Annotated in this window: 12 protein-coding genes; 3 read left to right on the top strand and 9 right to left on the bottom strand. The window is 74.7% G+C overall.

Annotation, left to right across the window (positions count from 1 at the left end; translation table 11 throughout):
• Positions 1-151: 151 nt before the first annotated feature.
• Positions 152-826, top strand: a complete 675-nt coding sequence (locus MU522_RS13265; RefSeq protein WP_281440021.1) for a transglycosylase family protein — start codon at positions 152-154, stop codon at positions 824-826.
• A 65-nt stretch (positions 827-891) separates the two neighbouring features.
• Here the strand turns inward: MU522_RS13265 and MU522_RS03935 are convergent, their stop codons facing one another.
• The 6 genes from MU522_RS03935 to MU522_RS03910 all read right to left on the bottom strand — a co-directional run bounded on the left by MU522_RS03935 (position 892) and on the right by MU522_RS03910 (position 6,921).
• On the bottom strand, positions 892-1,281 hold the full coding sequence (locus MU522_RS03935; RefSeq protein ID WP_246992635.1) for a nuclear transport factor 2 family protein: 390 nt from the start codon (positions 1,279-1,281) through the stop codon (positions 892-894).
• A 155-nt stretch (positions 1,282-1,436) separates the two neighbouring features.
• Positions 1,437-3,506 (bottom strand): phenylacetic acid degradation bifunctional protein PaaZ, encoded by a 2,070-nt coding sequence (gene paaZ / locus MU522_RS03930; RefSeq protein ID WP_246992633.1) that lies wholly within the window; start codon positions 3,504-3,506, stop codon positions 1,437-1,439.
• Positions 3,507-3,641: 135 nt separating this feature from the next.
• Positions 3,642-4,586: a 3-hydroxyacyl-CoA dehydrogenase family protein gene (locus MU522_RS03925; protein ID WP_281440020.1), complete on the bottom strand. Its 945-nt coding sequence runs from the start codon at positions 4,584-4,586 to the stop codon at positions 3,642-3,644.
• Positions 4,583-5,341 carry an enoyl-CoA hydratase/isomerase family protein gene (locus MU522_RS03920; protein ID WP_146354798.1) on the bottom strand — a complete coding sequence of 253 codons (759 nt, stop codon included), beginning with the start codon at positions 5,339-5,341 and terminating at the stop codon, positions 4,583-4,585. The genes MU522_RS03925 and MU522_RS03920 overlap by 4 nt, the downstream gene beginning before the upstream one ends.
• On the bottom strand, positions 5,338-6,522 hold the full coding sequence (locus tag MU522_RS03915) for an acetyl-CoA C-acyltransferase (protein WP_246992631.1): 1,185 nt from the start codon (positions 6,520-6,522) through the stop codon (positions 5,338-5,340). Before MU522_RS03915 ends, MU522_RS03920 begins: the two co-directional genes overlap by 4 nt.
• Positions 6,523-6,783: 261 nt before the next feature.
• Positions 6,784-6,921, bottom strand: a complete 138-nt coding sequence (locus tag MU522_RS03910; protein ID WP_164877066.1) for a hypothetical protein — start codon at positions 6,919-6,921, stop codon at positions 6,784-6,786.
• Positions 6,922-7,021: 100 nt separating this feature from the next.
• Between MU522_RS03910 and MU522_RS03905 the strand changes: the two genes are divergently transcribed.
• On the top strand, positions 7,022-7,540 hold the full coding sequence (locus MU522_RS03905; protein ID WP_246992629.1) for a DinB family protein: 519 nt from the start codon (positions 7,022-7,024) through the stop codon (positions 7,538-7,540).
• Between the two features lie 322 nt (positions 7,541-7,862).
• Here the strand turns inward: MU522_RS03905 and MU522_RS03900 are convergent, their stop codons facing one another.
• The 3 genes from MU522_RS03900 to MU522_RS03890 all read right to left on the bottom strand — a co-directional run bounded on the left by MU522_RS03900 (position 7,863) and on the right by MU522_RS03890 (position 12,873).
• On the bottom strand, positions 7,863-9,020 hold the full coding sequence (locus tag MU522_RS03900; RefSeq protein WP_246992627.1) for an acyl-CoA dehydrogenase family protein: 1,158 nt from the start codon (positions 9,018-9,020) through the stop codon (positions 7,863-7,865).
• Between the two features lie 393 nt (positions 9,021-9,413).
• Positions 9,414-11,879, bottom strand: coding sequence for an ATP-dependent DNA ligase (locus tag MU522_RS03895; RefSeq protein WP_281440019.1), 2,466 nt, complete (start codon positions 11,877-11,879; stop codon positions 9,414-9,416).
• A 1-nt stretch (position 11,880) separates the two neighbouring features.
• The gene (locus MU522_RS03890; RefSeq protein ID WP_246992626.1) at positions 11,881-12,873 is read right to left on the bottom strand and encodes a Ku protein; all 993 of its coding nucleotides are present in this window, start codon (positions 12,871-12,873) and stop codon (positions 11,881-11,883) included.
• 113 nt (positions 12,874-12,986) lie between these two features.
• Between MU522_RS03890 and MU522_RS03885 the strand changes: the two genes are divergently transcribed.
• Positions 12,987-14,108, top strand: coding sequence for a YbdK family carboxylate-amine ligase (locus MU522_RS03885; RefSeq protein WP_246992625.1), 1,122 nt, complete (start codon positions 12,987-12,989; stop codon positions 14,106-14,108).
• Position 14,109 lies beyond the last annotated feature (1 nt).

The following is a 14,109-nucleotide window of genomic DNA, read 5'->3' as shown; positions in this document are numbered from 1 at the left end:
CGTGATCTTTGGTAGCGTAGCCGGCTTGAACCGCGAAGGACGGCCGTCGCATCCGCCCCTGGAGTCCTCCGCGCCATCGAATCGAGTCATTCCGGTCGGGCGGTCGGATGCGCGGGATCGCGCGCCGAGACGGGGCCGTGGAGTTCAGCTCATGCAGAAGCACACCACCGACGACGCCCGCCGATCGAAGCGATTCCTGCGCGGCGGCGCCGTGACGGCCGCCGGCGTGGCCGTCTTCGCGGGCGCGATGCTCGTGCCGACCGCGGCGAACGCCGCGAGCGACGCCACCTGGGACGCGCTCGCCGAGTGCGAGTCGGGCGGCAACTGGTCGATCGACACCGGCAACGGCTACTACGGCGGCCTGCAGTTCTCGCTGTCGACGTGGCAGGCCTACGGCGGCTCGGGCAACCCGGCCGACGCGTCGCGCGAGGAGCAGATCCGCGTGGCCGAGAACACGCTCGCCGGCCAGGGCTGGGGCGCATGGCCCTCCTGCTCGGCGCAGATCGGCGCCTCGGGCGCTGCCGAGCCGAACTCGACGCCCGTCGACACCGCCACGCAGCAGGCCGCGCCCGCCGAGGCGCCGGCGGCCGCCGAGGCTGCTCCGGCTGCGCAGGCCGCACCGGCCGCGCCCGCCAGCTACGACCTGCCGGACGTCGAGCCGTCGGATGAGCGCGTCACGGTCGAGGCCGGCGACTCGCTGTTCGCGATCGCCAAGTCGAACGACGTCGAGACCGGCTGGCTCGGCCTCTTCGCCGTGAACCAGGACATCGTCGAGGACCCCGACCACATCGAGGTCGGCCAGGAGCTCGTGCTGCCCGCCGAGTGATCGGTCGCACGGGGGCGGAGATCCGGTCGGGTCTCCGCCCTTCGTGCTGTGGCCACCTCGACCCGTCAGGCCACCTCGACCCAGCGCGAGCGCCAGTCGGGCGGGTCGAACGGCTCGCTCCAGTAGGCCGTCTCGCGGGCGATGCGGTCGCCCCGGAACTCGAAGACGAAGACCGTCTTGTAGACGGGGCCGCCGTAGTCGAGCGTCGCCTCGGCCACGACGAGGTCGCCGGCGCTCACGATCCGGCGCGGCGTGATGGTCGGCAGCTGCGGGAACGCGCGGTAGATGCCGCGGCCGTTCTCGCCGCCGACCACCCGCTCGCCCGACTGCGGCCAGTCCATCACCGCATCCTCGTGGAAGAGCTCGTCCATCACCTCGATGCGGCCCTCGTTGATGCAGGCGATGAGCCGCTCGACGACGGCCTCGTGCTGCGCGTTCCTGTCGGCACCGTCCACGGTGCACCCCCTCGTCACGCTGTAGCCGCATTGTCGACCCGCGGTCGGGCGGGCGCCAGGGGCGACTTGGGGGCCGGATGTGCTCCGGTACCGACTCGCGGGTCGTGCGGGCTCGCATCCGCAAATCGGTACCGGCGGCCGGTGCGCGCGGCCGCTCAGGCCGCGGGCTGCTCCTTCGCGACGTAGGTCAGCAGGTCGTACTGCGCGACGGTCTCGTCGTCCTGGTTCGTGAGCACCGCATCCCACCGCACCTCGCCGTAGGGGTCGGTCTCGCGCGGCGTGATCTGCTTCGCCGTGAGCGTCACGCGCAACGTGTCGCCGGGGGAGACCGGCGTCATGAAGCGCAGGTTGTCGAGGCCCGTGTTCGCGAGCACGGGGCCCGGCGCCGGCTCGACGAAGAGGCCCGCCGCGAACGACAGCAGCAGGTAGCCGTGCGCCACCCGTCCCGGGAAGAACGGGTTGGCCTCGGCGGCCTCCTGATCCATGTGCGCGTAGAACCGGTCGCCCGTGAAGTCGGCGAAGTGCTCGATGTCGTCGAGCGTGATCTCGCGCCGCTCCGAGACGACCTGGTCGCCGATGCGCAGCTCGGCGAGCGACTTGCGGAACGGATGCGGTGCCTCGGTCGACGCCGTCGCCCCCGGGTGCCAGACGCCCGTGAGGGCCGTCAGCATGGTCGGCGAGCCCTGGATGGCGGTGCGCTGCATGTGGTGGAGCACCGAGCGGATGCCGCCGAGCTCCTCGCCGCCGCCGGCGCGGCCCGGACCGCCGTGCACGAGCATCGGCAGCGGCGAGCCGTGCCCGGTCGAGGCGCGCGCGTCGTCGCGGTCGAGCAGCAGGATGCGGCCGTTGTGCGGCGCGATGCGGCGCGTGAGTTCGCTGACGAACGCGGGGTCGTGCGAGGCGACCGAGGTCACGAGCGAGCCGCCGCCGCGGGCGACGATCTCGGCGGCCTGCTCGGGCGAGCCGTACTCGACGAGCGACGAGACCGGGCCGAACGCCTCGATCTCGTGCAGCGCATCCGCGCCCGGGTCGTCGAAGGCGAGCAGCGTCGGCGCGACGAACGCGCCGCCCGCCGCCTCGCCGAGCGAGCCGTCGGCGAGCGTGACGTGCCCGGCGTCGCCGCCGACCACGATCTGCCCGCCGCCCTCGCGCAGCTTCATCACCTGCCGCAGCACCTCGTCGCGCTGCTCGGTGGAGGCGAGCGGCCCCATGGTGACGCCCTCGGCGCGCGGGTCGCCGACGACCACCTTCGCGGCGATGCGCTCGCGCACTGCGTCGGCCACCGCATCCGTCATGCCCGTCGGCACGATCGCGCGGCGGATGGCCGTGCACTTCTGGCCCGCCTTCGCCGTCATCTCGGCGACGAGGCCGCGCACGTAGGCGTCGAACTCGGGCGTGCCGGGCACCGCGTCGGGGCCGAGCACCGAGGCGTTGATCGAGTCGGTCTCGGCCGTGAAGCGCACGCCGCGCGCCTGCACGGCCTCGTGCCGGCGCAGCGAGTCGGCGGTGGATGCGGAGCCGGTGAAGCCGACGGTGTCGCCGAGCCGCAGGTGGTCCATGAGGTCGCGCGCGGAGCCGGAGACGAGCTGGATCGCGCCCGCGGGCAGCAGGCCCGACTCGGCGAGGATGCGCACCATGTGCTCGGCGACGTAGCCGGTGGGCGTGGCGGGCTTGATGAGCGTGGGCATGCCGGCGAGGAACGCGGGCGCGAGCTTCTCGAGCGAGCCCCAGACGGGGAAGTTGAAGGCGTTGATCTGCACCGCGACGCCCGGCAGCGTCGTGCAGATGTGGCGGGCGAGGAACGAGCCGTCCTTCGACAGCGGCTCGACGGGGCCGTCGAGGTAGATCGTCGACTGCGGCATCTCGCGCCGCCCCTTCGACGAGTAGGTGAAGAGCACGCCGATGCCGCCGTCGATGTCGACCCACGAGTCGCTCTTCGTCGCGCCGGTGCGGCTCGAGAGCTCGTACAGCTCGCTCTTGCGCTCGGTGAGCGCGAGCGCCATCTGCTTCAGCAGGATCGCGCGCTGGTGGAACGTGAGGGGCGCGAGGCTGTGCTGGCCGACGGTGCGGGCGTGCTCGAGCGCGGTCGCGAGGTCGAGGCCGGTCGTCGACACGCGCACGACCTCCTCGCCGGTGGAGGCGTCGCGCACGACGGTCGCGTCGGCCGCGGCCTCGGTCGGCTCCCACCAGGCGTCCTGGATGTAGCTGGGCAGCAGTCGGGTCATCGTCGTCTCCATCGTTCGGTCAGTGCCCGCGCACAACGCAAGCCCGTGGGCCGCGTCGCGCGGCGGATGCGAGGGGTCGGCCCGATCGGCCGCGGATCGGCGCGCTCGGGCTTGCGTTGTGCGGAGCAGGGCCGGTCACTCGGCGGTCCAGTCGTAGAAGCCGCGCCCGCTCTTCTTGCCGAGGCGGCCCTCGGCCACCATCTGGCGCAGCAGCGCCGGCGGCTCGAAGCGCGGCCCGAGCTCGCGGTGCAGCTGCTCGGCGATGCCGAGCCGCACGTCGAGCCCGACGATGTCGGTCGTGCGCAGGGGCCCGACCGGGTGCTTGTAGCCGAGCTTCATCGCGGTGTCGATGTCGCCGGGGCTCGCGACACCCTCCTCGACCATGCGGATCGCCTCGAGCCCCAGCGCGACGCCGAGGCGGCTGCTGGCGAAGCCGGGCGCGTCGTGCACCGTCACCGGCGCCTTGCCGATCGCCTCCACCCACGCGCGCGCGTCGTTCGCGAGCCGCGGCTCGGTGGCGTCGCCGAGCACGATCTCGACGAGCGCGGATGCGGGCACCGGGTTGAAGAAGTGGAGCCCCAGGAAGCGCTCGGGGCGGGCGAGGCCGTGCGCGAGCCGGTCGATCGAGATCGACGACGTGTTGCTCGCGAGCGCAGCGCGGTCGTCGAGCACCGCCTCGACGCGGGCCAGCGCATCCGCCTTCAGCCCCTCGTCCTCGGGCACCGCCTCCACGACGAGGCCGCAGCCGCCGAACGCGGCGACGTCGACGGCGACGCTCAGTCGCCCCTCGAGCTCGTCGAGCGGCTCGGCCCAGCCGCGCTCGACGCTCGTCGCGAGGCTCGCGGCGACGCGCTCGCGGGCGGCGTCGGCCGCCGCCTCGTCGCGCTCGACGACGACCACCTGGCTGCCGGCGAGCACGAACGCGTGCGCGATGCCGGCGCCCATGCGGCCGCCGCCGAGCACGCCGACGCGCTCGGGGGCGCCGGCGCCGACCTGCGCGTCGGTGTCGTCGGCGGCCGCGCTCGTGCGGGCCGTGCCGTGCCCGCGGTCGGGGGCCGCCGCATCCGTCACATCGGTCATCGGGTCTCCTGGGTGCGCTTGGCCGACCGGCGCTCGAGGAACGCCGTCATGCGCCGGTGCTTCTCGGGGCTCTCGAAGAGCACGGCCTGCTCGGCGAGGTCGATCTCGGGGTGGGCGCTCGCGGGTGCGAGCAGCGAGCGCTTCGTCGCCTGCGTCGCGGCCGGGTCGAGCGCGGCGATGCGGTCGGCGAGCTCGACCGCGCGGGCGAGCGCGGCCTCGGGCTCGAGCACCGCGCTGACGAGCCCCGCGGCGAGCGCCTCGTCGGCGCCCAGCAGGCGCCCGGTGAGCAGCATCTCGCTCGCGAGGGCGTCGCCGACGATCTCCTTGAGGCGCCAGGTGGCGCCGGCCGCGGCGATGATGCCGAGGCCCGTCTCGGGGTTGCCGATCGTGAGCGTCGGCGTGCCGATGCGGATGTCGGCGGCGTAGGCGAGCTCGGCGCCGCCGCCGAGCGCGTAGCCGTCGAGCACCGCGATCACGGGCATCGGCAGGGCGCGGATGCGCTGGAAGCAGCGGGTGTTGATGCCGGCCAGGGCGTCGGTCGCGCGCCGCTCGCGCAGCTGCGCGATGTCGGCGCCGGCCGCGAAGGTGCCGCCGGACCCGGCGAGCACGAGGGTGCGGCGCTCGACCTCGAGCCGCGCGCAGAGCCGGTGCAGCGCGTCGACGAGCTCCTGGTCGATCGCGTTGCGCTTCTCGGGCCGGTCGAGCACGGCCAGCACGTGGCTGTCGCGCTCCTCGATGCGCAGCGTCTCGCTCACACCCGCTCCAGCAGGATCGCGGTGCCCTGGCCGACGCCGACGCACATCGTCGCGAGGCCGCGGTCGGCGCCCTCGCGCTCCATGCGGCCGAGGAGCGTGACGACGAGCCGCGAGCCGGAGGAGCCGAGCGGGTGGCCGAGCGCGATCGCCCCGCCGTCGGCGTTCACGATCGCGTCGTCGAGGCCGAGCCGGCGCATGCTCGCGAGCGACTGCGTCGCGAATGCCTCGTTGAGCTCGACCGCGCCGATCTCGTCGATCGCGACGCCCGTGCGGGCGAGCAGCTTCTCGGTCGCCGGCACCGGGCCGAGCCCCATGATCTCCGGCGCGATGCCGGCGCTCGCGCCGCCGACGATGCGGGCGCGCGGCGCGAGGCCGAGCCGGGCGACGGCCGCCTCGCTCGCGACCACGATCGCCGAGGCGCCGTCGTTGAGGCTCGACGCGTTGCCCGCGGTGACCACCGATCCGCCGGCCACGACGGGCCTCAGGCGCGCCAGCGCATCCATCGTCGTCTCGCGGCGCGGGCCTTCGTCGACCGTGACGTCGCCGGCCCGCGTCGGCACGGCGACGATCTCGTCGGCGAAGCGGCCGGCGTCGATCGCGGCGATCGCGCGCTCGTGCGAGCGCAGCGCGAAGGCGTCGGCGTCGTCGCGGGTGATGCCGTCGACGCGCGCGACCTCCTCGGCGGTCTCGGGCATCGAGAAGGTCGCCTTGTCGCGGGCGAGCAGCCGCGGGTTGGCGAAGCGCCACCCGATCGACGTGTCGAAGGCCTCGCCCGGCTTCGCCCACGCCTTCTCGGGCTTGGCCTGCACCCAGGGCGCGCGCGTCATCGACTCGACGCCGCCCGCGACGACCACGTCGGCGTCGCCGGCGCGGATCATCTGCGACGCCATGATGATCGCCGACATGCCGGATGCGCACAGGCGGTTGACGGTGATGCCCGGCACCGCATCGGGCAGGCCCGCGAGCAGGACGGCCATGCGCGCGACGTTGCGGTTGTCCTCGCCGGCCTGGTTCGCGCCGCCGAGGATCACCTCGTCGATGAGCGCGGGATCGATGCCGGCGCGGGCGACGGCCTCGCCGACGACCAGGGCTGCGAGGTCGTCGGGGCGGACGCCGGCGAGGGCGCCGCCGTAGCGGCCGACCGGGGTGCGCGCGCCGCCGACGAGGAAGGCCTCGGGCATGGGACTCCTGACTCCGTCGTCACTGCAGGTGATGCGACCGGTCGCGAATTAGTGACCGATCGTTCAGGAATACAGTAGGCCGCCGACGATGCCGCCCGCAACATGGAGACGCCGTCCGGCGCCGCGCGCCCTGCGGCTGGCCCTGCTCCGCGGCACGTCGTTCGTCGACCGGCCAGGTGCGACGCCGACCGGACTATCCGGCCGGCGCGACGCGGAGCCGGTTGACGAACGGTGGGCAGCGGCTGGCCCGAGGCCCGCTGGTCAGCGCTGCCCGGCGCGGCCCGCCCGCACGCGCCCGAGCTGCGCGATGCCGATGACGACCGCGCCGACCACGACGACGGTGACGGCGGCGAGCGCCAGGACGGAGAGGGCGACGGACGCGAGGGTGGTGAGTGCCATGCTCCGACGCTAGGAATCGGGGCCCGGCCGCCGCGTCCTCCGGCGGGCGCTGCCGGATCATCCGCTGGGATGATCCGGCCCGCCGTGCCAGGCTTGCGCCATGCCGATCGAGCCGGACACGAAGGACTGGACCTGGGTGCTGCGCGAGCGGTGCCCCGAGTGCGGGTTCGACCCCGCGGGCGTCGACCGCGGCGACCTCGGCGCGCGCATCCGCGCGGCCGGCGCCGCGATGCACGCACGCCTGCACGGCGAGCGCGTGGTCGAGCGGCCCGACGACGACACCTGGTCGCCGCTCGAGTACGCGGCGCACGTGCGCGACGTCTGCACCGTCATGCGCGCCCGGCTCGACCAGCTGCTCACCGAGGACGACCCCGAGTTCGCGAACTGGGATCAGGATCGGGCGGCGATCGACGGCGACTACGCCGGGCAGGCGCCCGAGCACGTCGCCGTCGAGCTCGACCTCGCGGCGGCGGAGCTCGCGAACGCGGCGGATGCGGTGCCGGCGGATGCGTGGGAGCGGCCCGGGAGGCGCTCCAACGGCTCGGTCTTCACCGTCGAGACGCTGCTCGTCTACGCGCTCCACGACCTCGAGCACCACATCTGGGACGTGCGGGCCTGAGCACCCGCCGGTCGAGCCGCGCGGCCCTGAGCTTCCGCCGGTCGAGCCGCGCGGCCGCCTGAGGCGGCTGCGCGAGTCGAGACCACTGGTCGAGCCGGGCTCGTCGAGTGGTCTCGACTCGGCCCGCGCCCTGCGGGCGCGGACCGGCTCGACCGGCGGAGGGGCGGGCGTGCGCCGGCTCGACCAGCGGAGGGGCGGGCGTGCGCCGGCTCGACCAGCGGAGGGGCGGGCGTGCGTCGGCTCGACCGGCGGAGGGGCGGGCGCGGGGCGGCTCGACCAGCGGAGGGACGGGCGCAGGCCGGCTCGACCAGCGCACGGCGCCTCAGCCCCGGAACGCGCTCAGCCCCGTCAGCGCCTGCCCGATGACGAGCGTGTGCACCTCGTCGGTGCCCTCGTACGTGCGCACGCTCTCGAGGTTGGCCGCATGCCGCATCGCGGAGTGCTCGAGCGTCACGCCGTTGCCGCCGAGCAGCGCCCGCGCCTCGCGGCACACGTCGATCGCGGCCCGCACCGAGGCGAGCTTCCCCATCGAGATCTCGTGCGGGCGCAGCAGGCCCGCGTCCTTCCGCCGCCCGAGGTGCAGCGCGAGCAGCTGCGCCTGCTGCAGCGCGAGCGCCATCTCGGCCAGCCGCGCCTGCGTCAGCTGCATGCCGGCGAGCGGGCGCCCGAAGACCTCGCGCGCGCCGGCGTAGGAGAGCGCCCCCTCGAGCGCGTCCCGCCCCGCGCCGAGCGCTCCCCAGGCGATCCCGAACCGCGCCTCGCCCAGGCACTCGAACGGCGCCCGCAGCCCGCGCGCATCCGGAAGCCGCATCGACTCGGGCACCCGCACCCCGTCGAGGGCGATGTCGCACTGGATCGAGGCGCGCATCGAGAGCTTCGGCTCGATCGGCATCGCGGTGAAGCCTGGCGACGACGTCTCGACGAGGAACCCGCGCACCCCCTCGTCGGTCTGCGCCCACACGACGGCGAGGTCGGCGATGGAGGCGAGCCCGATCCACCGCTTGGCGCCGTCGAGCACCCAGTCGTGGCCGTCGCGCCGCGCGACGGTGCGCATCGCGGCGGGGTCGCTGCCGGCATCCGGCTCGGTGAGCGCGAAGCAGCCGATCGCCTCGCCCGCGGCCATGCGAGGGAGCCACTCCTGGCGCTGCTCCTCGGAGCCGTGCTTCGCGATCGCGGTCATGGCGAGCGAGCCCTGCACCGAGACGAACGTGCGGATGCCGCTGTCCCCGGCCTCGAGCTCCTGCATCGCGATGCCGTACTCGACGGCACTGCGGCCCGCACAGCCGTAGCCGGTCAGGTGCATGCCGAGCAGCCCCTCGGCGGCGAGCGCCGGCACGAGCTCGCGCGGGAACACGGCGCGCTCGAACCAGTCGGCGATGTGCGGGCGGATCTCGCGGTCGACGAGCGCGCGCACCCGGGCGCGCACGGCGCGCTCCTCGTCGGTGAGCAGCGACTCGAGGTCGAGCAGGTCGGTCGTCATGGCGGCAGTCTGCCGCGCCGCGGACGTGCGCGCACAACGCAAGCCCGGGAGTCGGCTTCCGCGGCGCGTGCGGGGGCGGCGGCGGATGCGCGGGGAGATCGGGCGGGCGGGCTTGCGTTGTGCGCCGGGGCGCGGGTGGTCTCGACTCGACGGCCCGGAGGGCCGTCGGCTCGACCAGCGGAGGGGCGGAGTGCGCGGGGGCGCGGGTGGTCTCGACTCGACGGCCCGGAGGGCCGTCGGCTCGACCGGCGGAGGGTGCGGGGGTGCGGGTGGTCTCGACTCGACGGCCCGCAGGGCCGTCGGCTCGACCGGCGGAGAGGGCGGAGGGGCGCGGGGGCGCGGGTGGTCTCGACTCGACGGCCCGGAGGGCCGTCGGCTCGACCGGCGGGCCGGCTACGGGTTCAGGTCGGCGAGGGCCTTGTCGGGGCGGAGGCCGCGCCAGACGGGGTGGCGGAGCGCGCCGGACGCCGTCTGCTCGGTGTGCTCGACCTCGCCGACGGCCGCGCGCACCCAGTTGGCCTTGCGCGCGACGTCGCTCGGCACCCCGTCAATCGCGGGGACGGTGCGTCGCGGCCGCAGCTCGTCGCGCAGCCGGTCGCGATCCTTGCCCGAGAAGCCCGTGCCCACCCGGCCGGCGTAGCGCATCCGCCCGCCCTCGCCGGGCAGCGCGAGCACGAGCGAGCCGACCGTCCCGGCGAGCGAGCCGTTGCCCTCGAGCCAGCCGACGACGACGACCTCCTGCGACTGCTGGTGCTTGAGCTTGCGCCAGTCGTCGCTGCGGCGCCCCGGCTTGTAGCGGCTGTCGTGGCGCTTGGCCATGATGCCCTCGAGCCCGCGCTCGGCGGTCGCCTCGAGGATGCGCTCGAGGCGGCCGCGCAGCGGCTTCGAGATCTTGACGCGGCGGCTCTCGTGCACGAGCTCGTCGAGCCGCGACTGCCGCTCGTCGAGGCGCTCGTCGACGAGCCGCTCGCCGTCGACCTCGAGCAGGTCGAACAGGATGAGCGTGGCCGGCGTGGCCTTCGCGGCGCGCGCGGCCTGCCGCCCTGAGAGCCCGCCGCGCTCCTGCAGCGCCGCGAAGTCGGCCGCGCCGCGCTTGAGCATCACGACCTCGCCGTCGAGCACCGCATCCGCCTCGATCGACGCCGGCACCGCCTCGACGAGCTCGGGGAACGCGCCCGACAGGTCGCGCCCGGTGCGGCTCAGCAGCCGCACCGCGGAGCCCCGCCGGTCGACGAGCACCCGCCAGCCGTCCCACTTCACCTCGAACGACCACTCGCGCTCGTCGTCGATGGCGGATGGCTCCGACTGCGTCGCGAGCATCGGCCGCAGGTCGGTCGGCCGGTCGGCCCTGCCTCGCGAGCGGTCGGCCCTCGCGCCGAGCCGCCGCTTCGGCGCGGCCGCGGGGGCCGCCGGCGACTCGTCGTCCTCGCCGCCCCGCGCCGCCCGCGCCGCCGACGCCTTCGACGGCGCGTAGCCCTTGAGCCGTGCGTCGCGCTCGGCGTCCTGCTCCTTCATGCGGTGCACGAGCCACTGCCGCTTGTCGGCGTCGGTGCGGATGAGCGCGAACCGGTACGGGTCGCCGCCGAGGCCGCCGTCGGGCCGCCCGTGCAGGGTGGCGATGACCTCGTCGTCGCGCCACTTCTCGAGCTCGTACGTGCCCGCGTCCCAGATCTCGACGACGCCGGCGCCGTACTCGCCCTTCGGGATCGTGCCCTCGAACGAGCCGTACTCGAGCGGGTGGTCCTCGGTCTGCACGCCGAGGCGGTTCTGCTTCGGCGTCGACGGCAGCCCCTTCGGCACCGCCCACGACACGAGCACGCCGTCCTGCTCGAGCCGGAAGTCGTAGTGGAGCCGGCTCGCCCGGTGCTTCTGGATGACGAACGAGCGCCCGTCGGTCGGCGCCGGCGGCTCGGCCGGCACGGGCTCCGGCGTGCGGTGCGCGGAGCGCATGCCGCGGTACTTCGCGAGCCGGTCGGGCGGCGGGTCGAGGGCGGCGATGAGGTCGCCGTCCCGCTCGAGCCGGGCGAGCACCTCGTCGTACTCCAGCTGCTCGAGCCCGCCCGCCTCGACCTCGGCCCACGTGCGGGGCGCGGCGACGGTGGGCCGCAGCCGGCCGCGCAGCGAGTAGGGCGCAACGGTCGTCTTCGAGCCGGAGTTCTGGCTCCAGTCGAGCAGCACCTTGCCCTCGCGCAGCGACTTCTTCATGTCGCTCACGATGACCTCGGGGTGCATCGCCTCGAGCGAGCGCGCGAGCGTGTGCGCCACCTCGCTCGCCTGCTCGCTCGTCACGGTGCCGTCGAGCCGGGCGTAGAGGTGGATGCCCTTCGAGCCGCTCGTGAGGGGCATCGGGTGGAGGCCGACGTCCTCGAGCAGCTCGCGCACCCACAGCGCCACCTGCGCGCAGTCGTCGAGGTCGGCGCCCGGCCCCGGGTCGAGGTCGAGCACGAGCCGATCGGGGTTCTGCCGCTCGCCGTCGAGCATGCGCCACTGCGGCACGTGCAGCTCGAGCGCGCCCATCTGCGCCATCCACGCGAGCACGGCCGGCTCCGACAGCACCGGGTACTGCTTCGGGCCGGTCGAGTGCTGCAGCTCGACGGTCTGCACCCAGTCGGGCGCGCCCCGCTCGAGCGTCTTCTGGAAGAAGACCTGCCCGGGCTTGCGCTCGGTGCCGACGCCCTCCGTCCAGCGCTTGCGCGTGACGGGCCGGCCGCCCGCGTGCGCGATGAGCACGTCGGATGCGCGCAGCACGTACTCGAGCACGTCGCGCTTGGTCGTCCCCGTGGCCGGGTACATCACCTTGTCGGGGCTCGAGAAGCGCAGGCTCCGGCCGCCGACGACGATCCGGTCGGCCGCCGCCACGTCAGGCGGACTTCCGCTTGCTCGCCGCCGGCTTCTTCGCCGCCGCCTTCGCCGTGCCCGCCTTCGCGGCGGGCTTCTTGGCGGCCGGCGCCTTCGCCGCGGGCTGCTTCGCCGACTTCGCCGTGCCCGACTTCGCCGCGGCGCGCTTCGCCGGCGCCTTGGCGGGTTCCGCCTTCGATGACGACGCGGCGCCGCCCGAGGCATCCGAGCCCGCCTTCTTCTTCTCGACCGAACGCTGCAGCGCCTCGAGCAGGTCGATGACCTCGCCGCCCTCCTCGTCCTCGGTCTCGCCGAAGGTCGCGGCCGTGTCGAGCGCCTCGCCCTGCTCGAGCTTGGCCTCGACGAGCGTGCGCAGCTGCTCCTGGTACTCGTCGACGTGGCTGTCGAGGTCGAAGTCGGCCTCGAGCTCGCGCACGATCGACTTCGCGAGGTCGAGCTCGCGCTTGCCGACGGTGACGTCGGCGTCGAGGCTCGCGAACTCGGCCGCCCGCACCTCGTCGGCCCAGCGCATCGTCTGCACGAGCAGCACGTCGTCGCGCACCCGCATCGTGGCGAGGCGCGTGCGCTGCCGCAGCGCCATGCGCACGATCGCGGTGCGCTCGGTGTCCTCGAGCACCTGTCGCAGCAGCACGTAGGCCTTCGGGCTCTTCGAGTCGGGCTCGAGGTAGTAGCTGCGGTCGAGCAGGATCGGGTCGATCTGCTCGTTGGGCACGAACTCGAGCACCTCGATCTCGCGGCTGCGCTCCGCGGGCAGCGCGGCGAAGTCGTCGTCGGTGAGCACGACGGTCTGCTCGCCGTCGTCGTAGGCCTTGTCGATGTGCTCGTAGGCGACCTTCTTGCCGCACACCTCGCACTTGCGCTCGTACCGGATGCGGCCGCCGTCGGCGTCGTGCACCTGATGGAGCTGCAGGTCGTGCTCCTCGGTCGCCGAGTAGAGCTTCACGGGCACGTTCACCAGGCCGAAGGTGATGGAGCCCTTCCAGATCGCGCGCATGCAGACACTGTCGCCCACGGGGCTGGGAGGCGCCAGGGGCCCGTTTCCCAGGTTCGCGGCACGGGCGGCGGTCGTCCTGGCGGCGCGCAGGCGCGTGCGGCATGATCCGGGACATGACGGTCCTGCTGCCGAACCGGCGCACGCCCCGCACCTTCGGCGTCGAGGAGGAGGTCGTGCTGCTGGAGCCGGGCACGCTCGCGCCCGTCGACGTGGCCGATGCGGTGATCGAGGAGATCGCCGATCTGGATGCGTCGCTCGGCTGGGTCGGGCACGAGTTCCTGCGCGCGCAGCTCGAGTTCTCGTCGCCGGTGCTCGACGACGCCGCGGCGGCCGACCGCGTGGTGCGCGAGTGGCGGCGGGTGCTCGCCGGGGCCGCCGGCCGCCGCGGCCTCATCGCCGCGAGCATCGGCACCCCGCACGGACCGGGCGTCTCGAGCGTCGCCGAGGGGGAGCGGTACGAGCGCTTCGTGGCGGAGCTCGGCGCCGTGCGCCCCGACCACAGCATCCAGGGGCTGCACGTGCACGTGGGCATCGCCTCCCGCGAGGAGGGCGTGCGCATCATGCGCGCGCTGCGGCCGTGGCTCGCGCCGCTCATCGCCCTCACCGCCAACTCGCCGTGCTTCGCCGGCCGCGACACCGGCTTCGCGAGCTGGCGCACGCTCGTCGGCCGTCGCTTCACGACCGCGTCGGTGCCGCCCGACTTCGCCGACGCCGCCGACTACGAGCGCCGGGTCGCGGCGCTCGTAGGGCTCGGCACGACCCTCGACAGCGGCGCGATCGCCTGGATGATGCGGCTCGCCGAGCGCTACCCGACGGTCGAGCTGCGCGTGTTCGACGCGCAGCTGAGCGCCGACGACACGATCGAGGCGGCGCTGCTCACGCGCGCGCTCGTCGAGACGGCTGCGGCCGGGGCGCTGCCGCACGACCCGGCCGCCGCCCACGCCGAGCACCTCGACGCCGCGGTGTGGCACGCGGCCCGGCACGGCCTCGACGCCGGCCTCGTCGACCCGACCACCGCATCCGTCGCCCCCGCCTGGGACGTGATCGAGCGGATGCTCGAGGCGGCCTCGCCCGCGCTCGACGCGGCGGGGGACCGGGGCCGGGTCGAGTCGCTGCTCGAGCGCACGCGAGCCGCCGGCAACGGCGCCGCGCGGCAGCGCGCGGCGCTCGCGGAGGGGCTGCCGGCGCTCGAGCGGCTGCTGCGGGCGAGCTTCGCCGACCCGGTCGTCGAGTAGG

The organism is Agrococcus sp. SCSIO52902 (assembly GCF_022983135.1).
GTDB lineage: Bacteria > Actinomycetota > Actinomycetes > Actinomycetales > Microbacteriaceae > Agrococcus > Agrococcus sediminis.
This window is presented reverse-complemented; position numbering and strand designations above follow the sequence as displayed.